Below are 18,356 nucleotides of genomic sequence, written 5' to 3'. Positions count from 1 at the left end.
GTTTTCTCGCTTCGTTATTGGGCACTTCTGCCCCCCAACCCCCCAATTTTGGGGGACTTTGAGACAATATTCTCGTTCAAAGTCCCTCACTTGTGGGGGATTTAGGGGGCTGCCCGGAGTGGTAACCGTAGCGAAGGATTATCATCGAATTCACGTGAATTTAGTTCAAAGTCTCTCACTTGTGGGGGATTTAGGGGCAACCCAACTCTACAATCGAAGCGAACCATCTCATCGAATCCATAGATTGCTGAGGAAGTACAGTTCTTTAATCTGCGGTTCCGACCAGGGTAAAGCCTGCCCAGTCTTTGGGGTCAGGATACTTTTTCTGGGTGTCTAACATCGCTTGCTGTAAGGCTCTCGCTTTGTCTGAGCCTTGTTTGAGTTGACGATAAAAGCTATTCATTAAGTAAGCCGTTGCTTCATCGGGAACCAGCCAAAGCGAAACAACCACACTCGGAACGCCAGCCGACATCAGCGATCGCGATAAACCAATCACGCCATCTCCTGTAATTTTGCCGCGTCCTGTGTTGCAAGCGCTCAAAACCGCGAGGTCAGCCCCTAATCGCAGATCAAAAATTTCTTCAGCCGTGAGCAGTCCGCCTTGATCAGACGCAGAAAGAGCCAGCGAACTTTGGAGAGCTTGTCTGTCGTTGAGTAGCCCGTGGGTCGCAAGGTGAATGATGGAAGCCTGAGAAATTCTTTTAAGGATGCGCGATTTAGTGGCCTCTCGACCGACGATCGCTTGAGTGTTTAATAACTGCGCGATCGCATTCGCTTCTCGTTCGCTTCCCGGTAGGTTAGGCAAGTTGTTCGGCATGGGCGTTGGGTTGCCCACAATGAGCGCAGACTTCTGATTTGATAGGCGCGATCGAGCCAGCGTCAAAGCTTGAATTGAAGGAGACACCTGAACTGAATGCTTTTGAATTAAATACTGACCCTTCGCATCCTGGAGGGCAGCAAAGGGGACAAGAAAAAGGGCATCTTGGGGAATGAAGATGACGCGATCGGTGCTATCTCTGGGCAATAAATCAGCGATCGATTGAATCAAGATTTGATAGGCAGTTTGAGTCGAGGATAAAACGGTCGAAGGCTCTGAAGCGCTTTCTGTCGGTTGCGTGATAGTGCCTCGGATAGCCATCACAAAATTCGTTATGAATGAGTCACTTCCTTCAGGAGCAGCCCCGCGAGATTTGACTGTAGGCGTGTCTATCGAATTCGGTCGATTTTGCAGTTTGCTGAGGTCAACTTGGCGAAAATTGATTTCTCCGGTTGGTTTGACGACCCAGCTATAGAGTTCAGATTCTTCGTGATTTGCGCCGTAGATAATCGAATAGGTGACGATCGTGGCTCGTTGCTGTTTGGCGATCGTCTGAATCTCGGTCACGGTGGGCGGTTGAATGTTGGCGATTTCTTCTTTTAAGCGCTGTGAGAGCAGTTCGACAAAGGCTCTGGCTCGTCCTCGCTCTGCGATCGCTAATGCCTGGGCAGGCTGATTTTGGCGAATCAGGGCTTGCTGCTGCAATCGATAGATATGAGCGTGGGTTTCAAACAGCGCAACTTTATCTGCATCTCGCAGCCCAGGGCGCAAAGATTCAAACCGTTCGATCGCAGTTTGCAGAACTTTGGAAGCCTGTTTGGCTTGTCCGGATTGTTTTTGGTTAAGTTTTTGATCAAGCTGTAACCGAGTTTCTCCAATCCCGCTCAAGGCTCTGATTTCACCCTGCACATCTCCATTGCGTTGGGCTAGTCTCAGCGCATCTTCTAAGGTCGCGATCGCAGACTCAAACTGGTTTTGACTTTTGTAGAAAAATCCTAAATCGTTCAGAACGGCTACTCGACCTGCATCACCCGCCAGACGAGTTGTTGCTAACGCTTGTTCGTAGTAAGAAAGTGCCTGTTTGGGATTGGCTTGCTCTGCTGCCAGTTGAGCCATTCCTCGAAACACACTGACCTTTCCAGTCTGGTCTCCCCGCCCGGTCATTCCTTTCAGCGCTTGCTGATAATAGGTTTGCGACTGGTTGAGTTGTTTGAGAACTTGACTGACCCGCCCCAGACTTTGAAGTGTTCGATCGTAGCTCAACCAATCCCCGGCCCCTTGACGCACTGCTAGCGCTTGATTGTAGTAGTTTTTTGCCGTGTCGTATTGTCCCAAGCTGAAGTAGACATCTGCGATCGCATTCAAAGCACGACCCTGATCGCCGCGATCGCCCGGCGCACGAATGGCTAGCAGTAAAACGTCGAGTGCCTGTGTATAAAATCCTAATGCGTGTAGCGTTTCGCCGATTCCCAGACGATTACGAGTTTCTGCACCGATGTCTGCGCCTTGTCCTCCTGCTGCCGCCCTAAACAATCGCAAAGCTTCTCGGTAGTTGCCCCGTTCTAATTGAATTGAGCCTTGCGTACTGAGAATCGCGCCTTGAGAAGAATGACGACCCGGAAGGGCTTGGGCTTGCTGAGTGCGACTGAAAGCCTGGTCATATTTGCCTAATCGAACTTCAGCGATCGCTAATTGCAGCAAAACAGCCCTTTGTCCTTCGATATCTGCGATCGCACGATAGGCGCTCAGGGCTTGCTCCAAAGATTGAGAAGCTGGAACTAGAACATTTTGTTTGAGATAGTCACTACCCGTTTTGAACAGTCGGTCAGCTTGGGGTTTGCCTGGCGCAATCGATTGAGCTTGCACCCAAACCGCAGGGGCGATTGTCAGAAGTGCTGCGATCGCCGAGATAGTCAGGAGCCGAGCAGGAATGCCTCTCATAGAACGCAAAATGTGGAACGGAGTACTACCGGGTTTAGAGTGCCTCTATTCTAGCCACGATCGTTAATTTTGCTACTCACAGCTACATATTAGACTCGCTTTGAAAATAGAGGATTAGACGGGTGATTGAGCGGCGGCAATGGGAGTCAGTTGAACCTGATACCCTAACTGCTCTATCCGCTGCTGCAAGGTTTGAACCAGGTGTTGTCGCTGTTGTCCAGTTTCGGTGGTGCGGGGATCTCGATAGCGCCTTGGGTGGGAACGGTCAAATGTTTGAGCAGACGATCGAGGGTTGCGCTCAAAGTCGATTCATCCGTCAAGGCGGGAAGGGCAGATACTGAACTTGGGGATGCCGGAGTCATGGCGTAATTTCAATTCTTTCTTGCCTGACTCTACCCCTTTCCTAAAGAATTCTCGATCTACTGATCCTCAATGAGAACACTTCTAACACTCATTTTTACAGTGGCTCTGTTATTTATGAGTCTGACCAGCCTGCTCTCGCGGATGCTGATATTGCCGCAGGTGCCAAAGTCTTTAATGTAAACTGTGCATCCTGTCATATGGGCGGCGGAAACGTGATCGATGCTGCCAAGACGTTGAAGAAAGATGCTCTGGTTGCCAATGCTAAAGATACGACAGCGGCGATCGTCACTCAGGTCACGAAAGGTAAAGGCGCAATGCCCGCTTTCAGAGGTCGCCTCACGGAAGAACAAATTGCCTCTGTGACTGCCTATGTATTAGAAGGCTGAGAAAGGCTGGTAGCGTGTATCTTTTTACCGTCAGTTCGATGAACGCTTCGCTTCGCTTTTAGATCCAGGAACGCCCCCTTTCCTCCAGTCATAAGCGTGGTGCAATGCTTCAAAAACTAATACAGCATCAAATAACCCCTGATGTGGGACTGCTGCCGCAACTGTTTCCATTGGAACTTCAATGAATTCTAGGTTGACCTTGAGATTTTTCGCTTCAAAGCTTTTAATCCTAGTCTCAGCATCCCTAATATCATGAGGAGAGATTGAAGTACCCACTACATCAAACTTCATTAAAGCTAGTGATTCTGACATCCATCCAGATCCGCATCCAAGTTCGAGTAGTTTTTGTGGCGGATGAATCTGTAGTCTTTCAAGCATGACCACGAGATCGATAAGGTCTGTAAGATACTTTCTTGTTCCATATCCAAACCAAAATGGTTTGCGAAGCTCACTTTCAGCAACTTCGGAGGCAGTGACTTCTGGCAATGAAAAACGGTAAGCGATCTCTGCGTCATGAGTCGTTTTCTCATCATTAAATTTTGGAGGAAACTCTCCACGCGAGTAGTCATCCAAAATCAAATACGCTCCAATCAATAACTTTTCTATCCTTGTTAAAGGTAGGTTCCAATCCTGTTGGTTCAAAGTCCAGAGATTACGGCCTCTGCTCAAAAGTGTGGATCTTGAGATCGTCTTGACCAACTGCTGCAACTTCGTTACCATTATTCGCCACCTCAAACTAACGATTGCTGGACTGACTATGCTACTCCAGAAAGTGATGCAGAAACCCTCACCATATTTTCAGAATGAGTAACGTAAACAAACTCATTCGATTCCTTGCTTACACAAGTCCCCATTTACGCTAGCATTCCGTTATCATTTCAGGCAGTCTTTGATAGACCCATTCGAGAAGTTTGGCGGTTTAGAGGGTTGATTAAGCCACAAAATTTATGCCTTTTCTATCTTGATTACAGATCTGAGTGTCCTTACTATTAATTGATTAACTAATTGATCAGGTGAATTGCAGACTATGTGGACAGTCAAACTGCCGTCTGGAAGACCAATGCCCATTTTGGGACAGGGCACTTGGCGAATGGGAGAAGCCGATCGCACCCGCAAAGCCGAAACCGATGCCCTAAGCCTGGGATTGGATCTGGGAATGACTCTAATCGACACCGCTGAAATGTATGGAGAAGGCGGCGCAGAAACGATCGTCGGCAAAGCCATTTCGGGACGGCGAGATCAAGTGTTTCTCGTCAGCAAGGTTTATCCGCACAATGCCACTCGTCAGGGCGTGATACAGGCGTGCGATCGTAGCCTAAAGCGACTGGGCACTGATTATCTGGATCTTTATTTGCTACACTGGCGCGGTTCAGTTCCTTTATCAGACACGTTTGAGGCATTTCACATACTGCGTCAGGCTGGAAAAATTCTCGATTTTGGGGTGAGTAACTTCGATCGCTCTGATATGGAAGAAGCCCGCCAGTTTGATCAAGGTTTGACGGCGACGAATCAAGTTCTCTACAATCTCAGCCGTCGTGGAGTCGAGTGGGACTTGTTGCCTTGGTGTCGCAAAAATAGCATTCCTCTCATGGCTTACTCACCGATCGAACAAGGCAGATTGTTGAAGAATTCCACTTTGAAAACGGTTGCCGATCGACACACTGCATCTCCGGCCCAGATCGCGATCGCCTGGTTACTTCAGCCAAAGGATGTGATGGTGATTCCAAAGTCGAGTCATCCCGATCGCATTCGTGAAAATTATGCAGCGCTTGAGATCGTCTTAACGCCAGAAGATCTAGCTGATTTGAATCAAGCCTTTCCGCCGCCTCGTACTGCAAAACCACTAGAAATGCTTTAAAAGTCACCTGCAAATAACCCGCTGTCGGAGCAATCTCGCGATCGTGAGTTTTCTCCTCGTCAACGCAAGCCATTAGATTCTTTTGTGTTTAACAAAAAATGGGGGCAGGCTTTGCCCTGGGTGAGTGAGGGTGAACGGTTTTTTGGCTGAAAAGTATAGGTCAGTACACATCATCAACGACAAAGTGAATACAGTATGCAAGAGAGCGATCAAGCTTCAATTTGAAAAAATTCATTCGCTTCGTTGTTTGGCGTTTTGCTCCCCAACCCCCCAATTTAATGGACTTTGAACCAGTTGAGACCTTGGGTGAAGCGCTAAGATTACTTGTATTGATCAGTCCTTTACAATTCATTGAGACGTGACCCAAGCTATCGAAAACTATCTGACTCTCATGATTAATGGGGCAACCGTTCGACTCAAAGACGTGTCGCCGACGATGACTTTGCTGGAATATTTGCGGCAGAGTGGACGGATTGGGACTAAAGAAGGCTGTGGTGATGGAGACTGTGGAGCTTGTACGGTGGCGATCGTCGCTCAGGGCACTCATGGTCAGCCTCAATATCAAGCCGTCAATAGCTGCCTAATTCCGTTGGGGTCGGTGGCGGGGCGAGAAATTGTCACGGTTGAAGGGGTGAGTCAGGAAGCACTGCATCCAGTACAGGCGGCGATGGTGAAAACGGGCGGTTCTCAATGTGGGTACTGTACGCCGGGATTTGTGATGAGTTTGTTTGCGGCTTATTACGATCGCAATTTAAATGATGCTTGTGTCGAGGGAAATCTGTGTCGCTGTACGGGTTATCTCGCGATTCGACGGGCGGCCCAGGAAGCGATCTCTTCGAGTTCCCCGCAAGGGGTCGCCCAGCAATCGGATGAGTCAACTGATTACTTTGAAGAACGGCTGAAACATACGGACGCGAATCTGAACGAAATTCGATATCACGGCAACGAACAGTTCTTTTATCGTCCGACTCGATTAGAAGAAGTCTTTGCATTGATGAATGAGTACCCCGATGCAAAGTTGATTGCTGGGGGAACCGATTTAGGATTAGAAATTAGCTACCATCGCCAATCGTTTCCTGTCCTCATCTCACTCGAAGCGGTAGCAGAATTGAAAACGCTGGAGAACACATCAGACTTTGTAGAAATTGGGGCGGCTGTGCCGTTGAGTCACTTTGAGGAGCGGCTGCGGGGAGTCTTTCCTAGTTTGGATGAGATGCTGTTTTGGTTTGCGGCTCGGCAAGTTCGGACTCGTGCTACGTTGGGCGGCAATATTGGGACGGCTTCCCCGATCGGGGATCTGCCTCCCGTTCTCTTATCCCTTGATGCCACGTTGCGATTAGCCAGCGCTAGAAGTGAACGCACCATTCCTCTAATCGACTTTTTTAAGGGATATCGACAAACCGATTTACAGCCAGGTGAAGTGATTGTTTCAGTACGGATTCCTAAAGTGAGCGGGATCAATCGCCGCAGTCAATCCTACAAAATCGGTAAGCGCGGAACGGACGATATCAGCATTGTGGCGGCGGCATTTGTGATTGATCTGGATGCAGATCAGCGAATTATTCACGCTCGACTGGCTTATGGAGGAGTAGCCGCAACGCCTGTGAGAGCGATCGCCGTTGAAGACCTATTAATCGGCAAGCTCTGGAATGCTGAAACAGTGCAGCAGGCAAAGTCAGCCCTCAAACAAGCCTTTACCCCGTTGACGGATTTGAGAGGCAGTGCAGACTATCGGAAGCTGTTAGTGGCGAATCTGTTTGAGAAGTTTTTTGTAGAATTCGGTGAAGCACACAAGCTAGGGGAACTTGCATCATGAGCGCAGTTGGCAAACGCAAAAGTCATGAAAGTGCAGAAGCTCACGTCAGCGGAACAGCAGTCTACACAGACGATCAGCGCATTCCTGCGGGTATGTTGTCGCTATTCCCCGTTCTGTCTCCCCATGCGAAGGCACGGATTACAAAAATCGATGTGTCTGCGGCTTACGAGGTGGAGGGTGTTGTAACGGTTCTGACTGCTGATGATGTGCCGGGAGAAAACAATACTGGGGTGATTGTTCACGATGAAGTGTTACTAGCCACGGATGAAGTAAGCTACTGGGGACAGGCGGTTACTTGGGTGGTTGGTGAAACTGAGACCGCCGCTCGACTAGGAGCCGAAAAAGTAGTCGTTGACTATGAGCCATTGGAGCCGATCTTGAGCATTAAAGATGCCATTGTTGCTCAGAGCTTTCACAATCGATCGCAGTTAGTTCGTCGAGGCGACCCGCAAGCGGCACTTCAAACTTCAGACTTTTGCCTGGAAGGGGAAGTCGAAATGAATGGACAAGATCACTTCTACCTCGAAACTCAGGCGAGTTGGGTGATTCCGGATGGCGAGGGACACTATCAGGTTTATTCATCAACACAGCACCCGACTGAAACTCAGATCATTGTGGCGCGAGTGTTGGGTGTGTCAAGTAACCAAGTGGTTGTGACCTGTTTGAGAATGGGTGGTGGATTTGGCGGCAAAGAATCTCAGGCGAATCCGTTTGCATCGGTGGCTGCGATCGCCGCTCACAAAACCGGCCGTCCCGCACGAGTCAAGCTGAGACGACACCACGATATGATTCTCACGGGCAAACGACACGGCTATCTGGGTCAATACAAAGTTGGCTTTACGGCAGATGGCATGATCACTGCTTTGGATGTGGATCTCTATGCGGATGGCGGCTGGAGTCTCGATCTGTCGCCTCCCGTTCTGTTAAGGGCAATGCTGCATGTAGACAATGCCTACTACATTCCTCATGTGGAAGTGCGAGGGCAGATTGCTAAACTGAATCGTGTCTCGAATACAGCGTTTCGGGGATTTGGTGGCCCACAAGGGATGATTGTGATCGAAGAAGTGATCGATCGCATTGCCCGCCATTTGAATCTGCCGCCGGATGGGGTGCGCGAGAGCAATTTCTATCATGGGGCTGGCGAAACGAATACCACGCACTACGGACAAGAACTCTACGACAATCGGCTGACGCGCATTTGGAATGAAGCCAAAGCCAACGCCAATTTCGCAGAACGGAAGATCGCGATCGCGCAATTCAATCAGTCCAATGCTTACAAAAAACGTGGGTTGGCTATCACGCCCGTCAAGTTTGGGATCTCCTTCAACAAGACTCAATACAATCAGGCGGGAGCGTTGATTCTTGTCTATGCCGATGGCAGCATTCAACTCAACCACGGTGGCACAGAGATGGGGCAAGGACTGCACACCAAAATGCTACAAGTTGCGTCTCAAGCCTTGGGCGTGAAGTTAGAACGGTTTCGCATGATGCCGACTAGCACTGACAAAGTACCGAATACCTCTGCAACAGCCGCTTCGAGTGGCTCAGATTTGAATGGTCAGGCGGTCAAAAATGCGTGTGAAACGATTCGAGAAAGGCTGGCGACGGTGGCGGTGAGAATGATGATGTTGGATACGCCCGAAGATCTGGTGTTTGAAGACGATCGCATCTTCTGTCGCAGCTATCCCCAACTTTCTGTCAACTTTGCTGATGTGGTGAAGCAGGCTTATAGCGATCGCATTAGTCTGTCTGCTACGGGCTATTACCGCACGCCGAATATCTATTGGGATGAAACCACAGGCAAAGGTCGGCCGTTCTATTATTTTGCGTATGGTGCTGCGGTCTGTGAAGTAGAAGTAGACGGCTTTACGGGCACATTCAAACTACGCCAAGTAGACATTGTGCATGATGTGGGCGAGTCGTTGAATCCGCTAGTCGATCAAGGTCAAATCGAAGGCGGATTTGTGCAGGGAATGGGCTGGCTGACGATGGAAGAATTGGTGTGGGATGCTCAAGGACGACTGCGAACCGATGCCCCCAGTACTTACAAAATTCCCACGATTAGCGAAGTTCCCGAACACTTCAACGTACACTTACTAGAACGAGCCGCACAAGATGGTGTGATCTATGGCAGCAAAGCGATCGGGGAGCCTCCGTTTATGTTGGCGATCGCCGTCCGAGAAGCGATTCGAGAAGCCATTGCCGCGTTTGGACAACCCAATCAAGTGCCCCTTTCGTCTCCCTTGACTCCAGAAGTCACCCTGTGGGCGATCGAGCAGGTTCGGACTCCGGCTGCTTCTATTGTTGATCCCGTTTTGGTGACATGACGCTGGATTTTTATGCTCGATTGGCTGAATGGTTAGGTCAAGAATCCGTCGTGGTCGCAACGGTGGTCAGTGTCAAAGGTTCGGTGCCCAGAGAAGTCGGCGCAAAGATGATCATCGGCGCTCACAATCGGATCTTCTCAACCATTGGGGGCGGCGCGGGAGAAGCTTCGATCATTGAGCAAGCCGCGATCGTGCTGCAAACAGGCAAAAAACAGTTTGTCGAAATTGATCTCACAGGAACCCCTCAGCGAAAAACTCAGGGCGTTTGTGGAGGCAAAATGCAGGTGTGGCTAGAACGGTGGTCTGGAGAGTGGGCAATTTCTCTAGTTCAACAAATTCTACATCGTCTCAAAGCCGGACAATCCGCAACGTTGGTCACACCCTTTGATGCAGATCAGTTGCCTCATTTGCTAAACGAATCAACCCCCAACAGTTTTACAGAAACGCTACAGCCTCCGCCCACGTTGCTGATCATCGGTGCAGGACACGTCGGCCAACAGTTGGCAAAAGTCGCGCACTTGAGCGGATTTCAAATTGTCGTACAGGACGATCGCGCTGAATGGGCGAATGCAACCCGTTACCCTCACGCCTCCAAAATTTACACTGAAGCGATCGCTGATGTGATTGGTCAATTTGCAGATCACACAATGCTGTACGTTGCGCTAGTGACACGCGGCTATCAACAAGATCTAATGGCTTTAGAAACGTTATTAAACCAAAAATTAAATTGTCAATACATTGGGATGATTGGCAGCGAGAAACGAGTGCGACAGGTTTATCAATCACTAGAAGACAGAGGAATTTCTCAAAGTAGATTGCGATCGATTTATGCGCCGATCGGTCTTGATATTGGGGCACTGACTCCCGAAGAGATTGCTATCAGCATCGTTGCAGAACTGATTTTGGTGCGTCGTGGGGGCACTGGCCGTTGTCTGAGCAAGCGCTTTAAAGTCTAAGGAATTTGTTGACGTAAATTCGATTGAGACTTTTCGCTGCGTTGTTTTAGTCTTCTGCCCCCCACCCCCCCAACTTTGCTACCGTGTACACACAAGTCCGGAATCGCTTCGTTTCAATCGGCTTCAGCCCCCTAAATCCCCCAATCTGGGGGACTTTGACCCAGAGAGATTGCCTAGCATTCAAAGTCCCCCAATTTTGGGGGATTTAGGGGGCGAAGGGTCTCGGCAATGACGGATCAATCAACTTGTGTGTACACGGTAGCCCAACTTTGGGGGACTTTAAGATCAGACTTCTGGTTCAAAGTCCCCCAGAATGGGGAATTTAGGGGCTGCCCGGATTAATCACCGTAGCGAACGATTTCATCGAATTCACGTTCACTTATCAAACGGCTCGCTTCACAAAATTACTGCAATCTCTACTTGACGAGAATCAAAATTCCAGATATTCTCTCAAATCAAGGACATCTTTTCGTCACGGGAAAGTTGTCCGATCGCCCAAAAAACTGAGTCTGTCGCCGCCCCAAGTTGTAGCAAGCAACGAAGGGCAGCTAACCCGCAAGACTGCTGTTCCCAGTCAAGAGGGCTAATGGAGGATTTTATCACTCCTTTGGTCGCTCCGACTTGTTCTGCTCTTTGGGGCGGCTAGTTTTTTGGGTTTCTTTGGAGACCTAAAATTGGAGTACCTACATGGCAGAGCGCCTTTTGAACGCTGGCTTTTGGCTGTGCGATTTCGCCTACGCATTTCTAGAATTAATTCAACGCCGTTTCCTTCCCGATTCCATTCCCCGTTTCACGATTACTTCGCTTCGCATTCCGCTTCAGGATCTTTTACCTGACGTTGCGATTCCTCACTCTGATGAGTTTGAAATCCTGCGAGTGTTAATTATCGGTTCCTCGGATGGGGTAACGGAGACAATTCAAAATCTACACGTCCGACGATTTGCAAATGCCACCGATTGGAGTCCTTTACTGCCTGCACCCTCGTTTGGTGAAGTGATGAGTATTCTGACTCGACAGCGACAAAAGATGGAGCGATCGACCCCATAATATTCGCGCCCCATCCAAGGAACTGCACTGATTCAGGAGATCAAAACCCTTAAATTTCCTAAGTCAGTGCCATTCATCTTGGTATGGTGGTGATCATCACACTCACTCCACCTTTTTCTCTTTGCGTTCACTATAGCGATCGGTTAGGTAATCTACTTGTTCTCTCAACAGCAATGTAAATTTGTAGAGTTCTTCCATCACATCAATTACGCGATCGCGGTAAGGCGAATCTTTCATCGTGCCATCTTCCGCAAGATCAAGATTCTTGATGAATTGTGTGTCGATCGTACCGACGGGCGATCACCATCAACAGCATTTTTCCAGCAATTGGCGAAATATGAATCAAACAGAAACCTCAATCACCGCCTTCCGCTTTCCAGGCAATCTCTCGGCTCGGCTGAGGATCAGGCAGTTTGCGAGTAATCACTGCCGCCGCTAACACTAAAATGGTCGAAACCCACAAACAGCCTACTAACCCATAAAACTGATACACCAACCCAGATAACACCGTCCCCGCTAGTCGCCCCCCCGAATTTGCCATGTAGTAAAAGCCGACATTTAACGCTACTTTGTCATCGTCGGTGAATGCTAGAACTAAATAAGAATGAACAGCAGAGTTAAACGCAAAGACAACGCCAAACAAAAGCAGCCCACCCACGATCGCGACATTTGCAGAAACTCCCGATTGCAGAGAGATCGCGATCACTGCCGGAACCACAGTAAGCACTGATGTCCAAAATTGAACTGTCTTTGACTGAGGCGGACGACTCGATCCAAATCGTCGAATTAGCGTCGGAGAAAGGGATTGAATAATGCCATAGCCAATCACCCAACAGGCGAGAAAGCCGCCGACTTGATAAAACGACCACCCCAAAACGCTCCGCAAAAAGACAGGCAATCCGACGACAAACCAGACATCTCTAGAGCCAAACAAAAAGAATCGCGCCGCAGACAAAATGTTGATCTCACGGCTCTTAGAAAAGAGTTGAGTAAACTTAACTTTTGCCTTAATTTTGCCCATTCCCTTCGGCAGAAACAAGCCCGTAAACAACAATAGAGACAAGCCTCCCGCCATAATCCACAAGGAATTAACGAAACCAAACAATCCTAGTAGGGCACTGCCCACAAAAAAGCCGACTCCTTTAAGCGCATTCTTAGAACCTGTCAGAATCGCAACCCACTTAAACAAAGCAGACTGAGCATCCTGCGGTACAACTAATCGAATGGCACTTTTGGTACTCATTTTGGTCAAGTCTTTAGCAATGCCTGAAAATGCTTGAGCCACCATCACATATAGCACCGCTAACCATTGCGCCCAGCCAGGATTAAGAAAGGACAACAACACCAGAGAAAAGATTTGTAGCCCAATCCCCGTATAGAGTGTCACCTTTAGCCCCAACTGAGACCCAATCCAGCCGCCCAAGAAGTTTGTAACCACTCCAAAGACTTCGTAAAACAGAAACAGCGAGGCAATCTGAATCGGGGTATAGCCAATGTTATTAAAGTAGAGCAGTACCAACAGCCGCAGGGCCCCATCAGTAATCGTGAAGCCCCAATAGGTCAGGGTGACGAGAATGTAGTGCTTGAAGTTGGCACGAGACGCGGTAGAAGTTGCCATGAGAGGTGAGGAAGTAGGAGTGCTGAATGGTCAGTGAAAGACAAACTCGAACCTATTTCAAGCTGATTGCAACTTTTCTCGCAAGCTCTACCATGCGATTGGAGTAGCCCCATTCGTTGTCATACCAAGCGAGAATTTTTACCTGAGTTTGATTAACCACCATTGTGGAAAGAGCATCAATGATTGAGGAACGGGGATCATCTTTGTAATCGATCGACACCAAGGGCCGTTCTTCATAGCCCAAAATGCCATTTAGTGAACCCTCAGCCGCTGTTTTTAGCAATTGATTGACTTCTTCAACGCTGGTCGATCGCATGACTTCAAACACACAGTCTGTCAGCGACGCATTGAGCAATGGAACTCTGACCGCTAAACCATTGAGCTTGCCGTTTAATTCGGGATAGATGAGTCCGATCGCGGTTGCTGACCCGGTTGTAGTAGGAATCAGCGATAAGCTAGTAGCCCGCGCCCGACGCAGATCTTTGTGGGGAGCATCGACGATCGTTTGGGTATTGGTGTTGTCGTGGATTGTCGTAATTACCCCATGCTTGATCCCCAACCCTTCATGAATCACTTTTACGACCGGGGCAAGGCAGTTTGTAGTACAGGATGCTGCGGTGAGGAGGTGGTGTTCGTTGGGCTGGTAGAGGTGATCATTGATGCCCATCACAATGTTGAGCGCCCCTTGTTTGACGGGAGCCGCTACAATCACTTTCTTAACCCCGCGCTTAAAGTAGGGATCGAGGGTTTCAGCAGTGCGAAACTTACCAGAACATTCCAAGACAATATCTACGCCGTAATCTTCCCAAGGCACCTCGCCGGGTTTGGCATGTTCGCTGAAGGTGAGAGCTGTTTTGTCAATGAGAATGCGATCGTCACCCGCTTCTACTTCTGGGGCCCAGCGCCCGTGTACAGAATCAAATTTGAGCAGATGGGCTGCTGTTTCTGCCCCGCCTTTTACCTCGTTGATATGGACAAACTCTATCTCTGGCCAGCCCCAAGCGGCTCGTAAATCCAATCGACCAATTCTGCCAAACCCATTGATTCCAATTCGCACGGTCATAGAGGTTACCTGATAAACTGTCTCTATATTTCAAGTTAATTTAGTATATTCCTTTAGTTCAATCATCTCAATGCTTGTTTCAATAACTTTTGAGAAATCTCAAATCTAAAAAATTTGATTAATCCTGAATCAAACACAGCTTGATTGTTCACGATCGCAACAGGAAAATAGAGCGATCGTGAACGCTAACCGCTTAAAAAACGTCAACTCAATGGAGTTCTTTCGCTTACGCTGCCCCGATCTTCTGTCCTCCAAGCTGCCGATTCTGGGGGGCTTTCAGACAAAATAAATTTTAATTTTCAGGGCTGACGGACTAGAGAACGAGGGGGAGACTCATCGAATTCACGTTAAAAACTGGCTTGCTTCCGCAGTAGTTCTCCGATCGTCAAATCTGGCTGCGGAACCCCTTCAAACACTGTTCCAACTTTGAGTCGGTAGAAGTGAAGTTCGCTGAGGCGATACCCTTCATCCGGCAGGGGAATATATTGTGCCACTTCCGAAACTCGCTTTGCATTGCGAATATAGTAGAGAACAAATTCCTGAAGTTCTGGTTTTCGCTGCGCTGCCTCCGCATTTACATAGATAAACAAGGGACGTGAAAATGGGCGGTAGGTTGCTTTTTCGACCGCTTCTCGCGACGGGGCAACGGCTCCCTGACCCTTGCCATAATCGATCGCTAAAGCTTTTAACTGATTTTGCTTGTCTTCGTAATAAGAAAATCCAAAATAGCCGAGCGCATTCGGGTCTTTGCTCACGCCTGCGACAAGTTCGTTATCGTCTTCGCTGGATGTGTAGTCAGTGCGGCTCTCTTTGGGGTTTCCGTGGGTGACTTCGTTAAAGTAGTCAAACGTTCCCGAATCTTTGCCCGCGCCGTATAGTTTGAGAGGGCGGTCGGGATAGGACGCTCGAATTTGTTTCCAGTTGGTGATTTTGCCCTGTGCATCGGATTCCCAAATTTTGTTTAACTCTGCGATCGTGATGTCCTGTGCCCAGGTATTTTGGGGATTCACAGCGATCGTCAAAGCATCAAACGCTACAGGAAGCTCAATATATCGCACTCCTTTTTGGTTGCAGGCTTCCATTTCGTCTTTCGAGATCGGACGAGAGGCGTTGCTGATATCGATTTCTCCTGCACAAAACTTTCTAAAACCGCCTGTTGTTCCAGAAAATTTAACGTCGATCGCGATACTGTTTTCTTTGGATTTTTTGTAGTCTTTGGCGATCGCGTCACTAATCGGAAAGACCGTACTCGATCCGTCAATCTGAATGCTTTGGGCACTTGGGATAGCCGAGTTAGCAACCTCTGTCGGAGTCGTCTGCGTCTGACTAGAATTGGCTGCTGGGTTTGAAGGGCTACAACCAATTAATCCGGAGACCGCCACGACACATAAACTCAAAAGCGTTCTGTTTGGAAGTGATAAGTTGATGATCATAAAAATTTCACTTTCAAGTGCCCTGGTGAAGAACTCCTTGATCGTTTCAAATAAACTTGATTCTTTCAAGTCTGCTGCAACACATATTTGATGACAAAATGTAAACAAAAAAGTAAATTAACCGTCGTCTCGACAAACACGAGCGGGAAGGATTGGGCTGAAGCGACGAAATTCTGCCAGATATTGCTCTAAGACAACAAACTGCGACAGATTTAAGCTGTAATAAATCCAGCGTCCTTCTTGACGAGCCTGCACTAGCTGCGCCTCCTTCAAAACTTTGAGATGAAACGATAGTTTAGATTGAGTCACCTCTAAGCTTTCACAAAGGTCACAGACGCAAAGCTCTTGTTCTCGCAGCAACTCGATGACTCTGACGCGCAACGGTTCTGAAAGCGCATGAAACCCAGAAATGACTAAAGCCGAAGGCAGAGATGACGTTTTCTGCATCAAATTTTCTTGTATTGGTCAGCATCTTATTGTAAGCGCAATTTTGAGCGATCGGCAGATTTACAGGTGGATAAGTCTCTAGAGTTTGAATTCTTTAGAACACATTAGTACAAGTACAGTCGGCCGCGCGATCGAGATCAACCAGAAGTGTTGACCATCACTGCGATCGGTAAGAACAATGTAATCACAGTTCCTTGATTAATTTCACTTTTAATCTGCAAACTTCCGTGCTGTAAGTGACAGACTTGTTGAGCGATGGCTAATCCCAACCCCATTCCCCCTCTAGGGCGAGAATTGTCTCCTCGGTAGAATCGCTCAGTTGCTCGACTAATGGCATCAGCAGCCATTCCGTGCCCGTAGTCTTGGACTTGGAGAGGAACATAGTATTTCTGATTCTGCTCTACCGGAGAAAGAATGTTCAAAGAAACAACCTTTCCATCAGAGGCATACTTAATTGCATTATCTAGTAAATTAATGATGACTTGCCCTGTCAAGGCTGGGTCGATTTGCACGGCTGGTGGTGTTTGTTTGACACACAGTTTTAGCTCCAGTCCTGCTTTATTCGCAGACACTTGCATTCGAGAGAAACATTCTTGGGCGATCGCTACCACAGACACCGCTTCTGGTTGAATCTGAAGTTGTCCCGCATCTGCTTTTGCCAATAACAACAACTGCTCAACCAAGTGAGATAAATAATCTGTTTCGCGGCAAGCGCGTTTCAAATACTGCTGTGCTTTCTCACCATCCACCACCCCATCGATCACGGCTTCTAGTCCAATCCGCAATGTGGCCAGCGGCGTTCTCAAATCGTGGGAGACGTTCGCAACTAATTCTCGACGCACTGCTTCTTGAGATTGGAGGGCTGCAAGCGTTTCAACCAGTTTGTCCGCCATTTGGTTTAGCAGATGACTGAGTTGAGCAAGTTCATCATTTCCTTTCAGCCAAGAACGAGCGGTATAGTCCCCAGCCTCAAGGCGCTGCGTTTGACGGTGCAGTATTTGCAGGGGGCGTGTCACAGTACGCGATAGCAGAAGTCCGGTCGTGATAGCGATCGCTGTCGCTGCAATAGTGATTCCCATCACAATACCTTTCACTTGTTCAGCAAACTGCCTTGGTCGTTTGAGCGGCATCGCCACATAGACTGCACCAATGATTTGATCGCCCCGTTTAATCGGAGCCGTACTGTAAAGCCACCAAGGATACTGGGCATCGATCGCGACCCAAAACTCCCCAGCTTGAGGTGAACCTGCCAGCGCTTTAGTAATAGGGTCTGAAGGAAGCTCGATCGCGCTTGAATCTGCGACTCCCTGGCTCATGACTTGCGCGTTTGCAGATGGGTCAAGAATTATTACCTGAACTTTCTGCTGTTGGCTGGTAAGGTCAGATAATTGACGAGCGAGTGACGATCCTGGCTGCGCCGAAAGTTGGGCTGCTAATACGGTTGACTGTCGCTCTAAACTCGCCTGAGCATCCTGAACAAAAAATTGCTTTAGGGCTGAATCCAATATCCAAGACAGCCCAATGAGACTGCCTAATGTCACCGTTAGCAGCGTGAGTGTTAAACGAGTGGAGACACTCTGCCACGGTTTCATACTTCCCCCACGACAAAGCGATAGCCTACCCCCCAAACCGTTTGTAGATAACTTGGGTGTGCCGAGTCTAGCTCAATTTTTTCCCGCAACTTCCGAATATAAACATCGACGACTCGGACATCCCCCTCAAAGTCATAGCCCCAAATGTGTTCTAGCAGTTGTTCGCGGCTATAAGCCCGTCCAGGAGAATTAACTAGCTGTGCCAACAGATCAAACTCTCTACCGCGCAAATCAAGTAATTCGCCATTTAGAAATGCCTGCCGCTGGTCGCGATCGATCACAATTCCCCGCGCCCGTCGCACATCCCGATAGCCAACGCTATAGCTGCGTCTTAGCAGCGCTCTAACCCGCGCAATCAGTTCTTTAACGCTAAAGGGCTTAGTCAGATAATCATCAGCACCACTTGCTAAACCATGAACGCGATCGCTTTCATCAGCGCGTGCGGTCAACATCAAAATCGGAACAAAGCAGTCTGCTTTACGCAAAGCTTGACACACTTGAAATCCATTCAAATCTGGCAGCATAATGTCTAACACAACCAAATCTGGATGAAAACGCTGAACTTGAGCCGTGCCATCTGTGCCGTTGTGTGACACCAAACAGCGCCATCCTTCCCGCTCCACATAAAGCTGTATGGTTTCACACAGGTTCGTATCATCGTCAACCAGCAAAACAGTTGTAGCAGCCATAGG

The 18,356-nt window shown here is 48.5% G+C and carries 16 protein-coding genes; 6 read left to right on the top strand and 10 right to left on the bottom strand.

Annotation, left to right across the window (positions count from 1 at the left end):
* Window positions 1-265: 265 nt before the first annotated feature.
* Window positions 266-2,758, bottom strand: a complete 2,493-nt coding sequence (locus tag ACKFKF_RS18270) for a CHAT domain-containing tetratricopeptide repeat protein (protein WP_446869010.1) — start codon at window positions 2,756-2,758, stop codon at window positions 266-268.
* 173 nt (window positions 2,759-2,931) lie between these two features.
* On the bottom strand, window positions 2,932-3,120 hold the full coding sequence (locus ACKFKF_RS18265) for a hypothetical protein (RefSeq protein WP_446869007.1): 189 nt from the start codon (window positions 3,118-3,120) through the stop codon (window positions 2,932-2,934).
* 48 nt (window positions 3,121-3,168) lie between these two features.
* Between ACKFKF_RS18265 and ACKFKF_RS18260 the strand changes: the two genes are divergently transcribed.
* Window positions 3,169-3,507: a c-type cytochrome gene (locus ACKFKF_RS18260; protein WP_446869008.1), complete on the top strand. Its 339-nt coding sequence runs from the start codon at window positions 3,169-3,171 to the stop codon at window positions 3,505-3,507.
* Between the two features lie 30 nt (window positions 3,508-3,537).
* Here the strand turns inward: ACKFKF_RS18260 and ACKFKF_RS18255 are convergent, their stop codons facing one another.
* Window positions 3,538-4,227 (bottom strand): class I SAM-dependent methyltransferase, encoded by a 690-nt coding sequence (locus tag ACKFKF_RS18255; protein ID WP_446869005.1) that lies wholly within the window; start codon window positions 4,225-4,227, stop codon window positions 3,538-3,540.
* Between the two features lie 307 nt (window positions 4,228-4,534).
* Here ACKFKF_RS18255 and ACKFKF_RS18250 point away from each other — a divergent pair, with 307 nt between their 5' ends.
* From ACKFKF_RS18250 to ACKFKF_RS18230, 5 genes are all read left to right on the top strand, one after another.
* Complete coding sequence (locus ACKFKF_RS18250) at window positions 4,535-5,365, top strand: aldo/keto reductase (RefSeq protein WP_446869003.1); 831 nt, start codon at window positions 4,535-4,537, stop codon at window positions 5,363-5,365.
* Between the two features lie 358 nt (window positions 5,366-5,723).
* Entirely contained in the window at window positions 5,724-7,181 is a 1,458-nt protein-coding gene (xdhA, locus tag ACKFKF_RS18245; protein WP_446869002.1) for a xanthine dehydrogenase small subunit, read from the top strand.
* Entirely contained in the window at window positions 7,178-9,508 is a 2,331-nt protein-coding gene (xdhB, locus tag ACKFKF_RS18240; protein ID WP_446869001.1) for a xanthine dehydrogenase molybdopterin binding subunit, read from the top strand. The genes xdhA and xdhB overlap by 4 nt, the downstream gene beginning before the upstream one ends.
* Window positions 9,505-10,464: an XdhC family protein gene (locus ACKFKF_RS18235; RefSeq protein WP_446869000.1), complete on the top strand. Its 960-nt coding sequence runs from the start codon at window positions 9,505-9,507 to the stop codon at window positions 10,462-10,464. Before xdhB ends, ACKFKF_RS18235 begins: the two co-directional genes overlap by 4 nt.
* A gap of 687 nt (window positions 10,465-11,151) precedes the next feature.
* Window positions 11,152-11,511: a hypothetical protein gene (locus ACKFKF_RS18230; RefSeq protein ID WP_446868998.1), complete on the top strand. Its 360-nt coding sequence runs from the start codon at window positions 11,152-11,154 to the stop codon at window positions 11,509-11,511.
* A gap of 102 nt (window positions 11,512-11,613) precedes the next feature.
* Here the strand turns inward: ACKFKF_RS18230 and ACKFKF_RS18225 are convergent, their stop codons facing one another.
* The 7 genes from ACKFKF_RS18225 to ACKFKF_RS18195 all read right to left on the bottom strand — a co-directional run bounded on the left by ACKFKF_RS18225 (window position 11,614) and on the right by ACKFKF_RS18195 (window position 18,353).
* Window positions 11,614-11,748 carry a hypothetical protein gene (locus ACKFKF_RS18225; RefSeq protein WP_446868996.1) on the bottom strand — a complete coding sequence of 45 codons (135 nt, stop codon included), beginning with the start codon at window positions 11,746-11,748 and terminating at the stop codon, window positions 11,614-11,616.
* Window positions 11,749-11,866: 118 nt separating this feature from the next.
* Window positions 11,867-13,129, bottom strand: coding sequence for an organoarsenical effux MFS transporter ArsJ (gene arsJ / locus ACKFKF_RS18220; protein WP_446868994.1), 1,263 nt, complete (start codon window positions 13,127-13,129; stop codon window positions 11,867-11,869).
* Window positions 13,130-13,181: 52 nt separating this feature from the next.
* Complete coding sequence (locus ACKFKF_RS18215) at window positions 13,182-14,192, bottom strand: ArsJ-associated glyceraldehyde-3-phosphate dehydrogenase (protein ID WP_446868992.1); 1,011 nt, start codon at window positions 14,190-14,192, stop codon at window positions 13,182-13,184.
* Between the two features lie 347 nt (window positions 14,193-14,539).
* Entirely contained in the window at window positions 14,540-15,589 is a 1,050-nt protein-coding gene (locus ACKFKF_RS18210) for a PstS family phosphate ABC transporter substrate-binding protein (protein WP_446868990.1), read from the bottom strand.
* Between the two features lie 153 nt (window positions 15,590-15,742).
* Entirely contained in the window at window positions 15,743-16,072 is a 330-nt protein-coding gene (locus ACKFKF_RS18205) for an ArsR/SmtB family transcription factor (RefSeq protein ID WP_446858722.1), read from the bottom strand.
* A gap of 137 nt (window positions 16,073-16,209) precedes the next feature.
* Window positions 16,210-17,664 (bottom strand): ATP-binding protein, encoded by a 1,455-nt coding sequence (locus ACKFKF_RS18200; protein ID WP_446868988.1) that lies wholly within the window; start codon window positions 17,662-17,664, stop codon window positions 16,210-16,212.
* Window positions 17,661-18,353, bottom strand: coding sequence for a response regulator transcription factor (locus ACKFKF_RS18195; RefSeq protein WP_446858724.1), 693 nt, complete (start codon window positions 18,351-18,353; stop codon window positions 17,661-17,663). The genes ACKFKF_RS18200 and ACKFKF_RS18195 overlap by 4 nt, the downstream gene beginning before the upstream one ends.
* Between the last annotated feature and the right edge of the window lie 3 nt (window positions 18,354-18,356).

The sequence above is a fragment of the Phormidesmis sp. 146-12 genome, from assembly GCF_052939495.1.
This window is presented reverse-complemented; position numbering and strand designations above follow the sequence as displayed.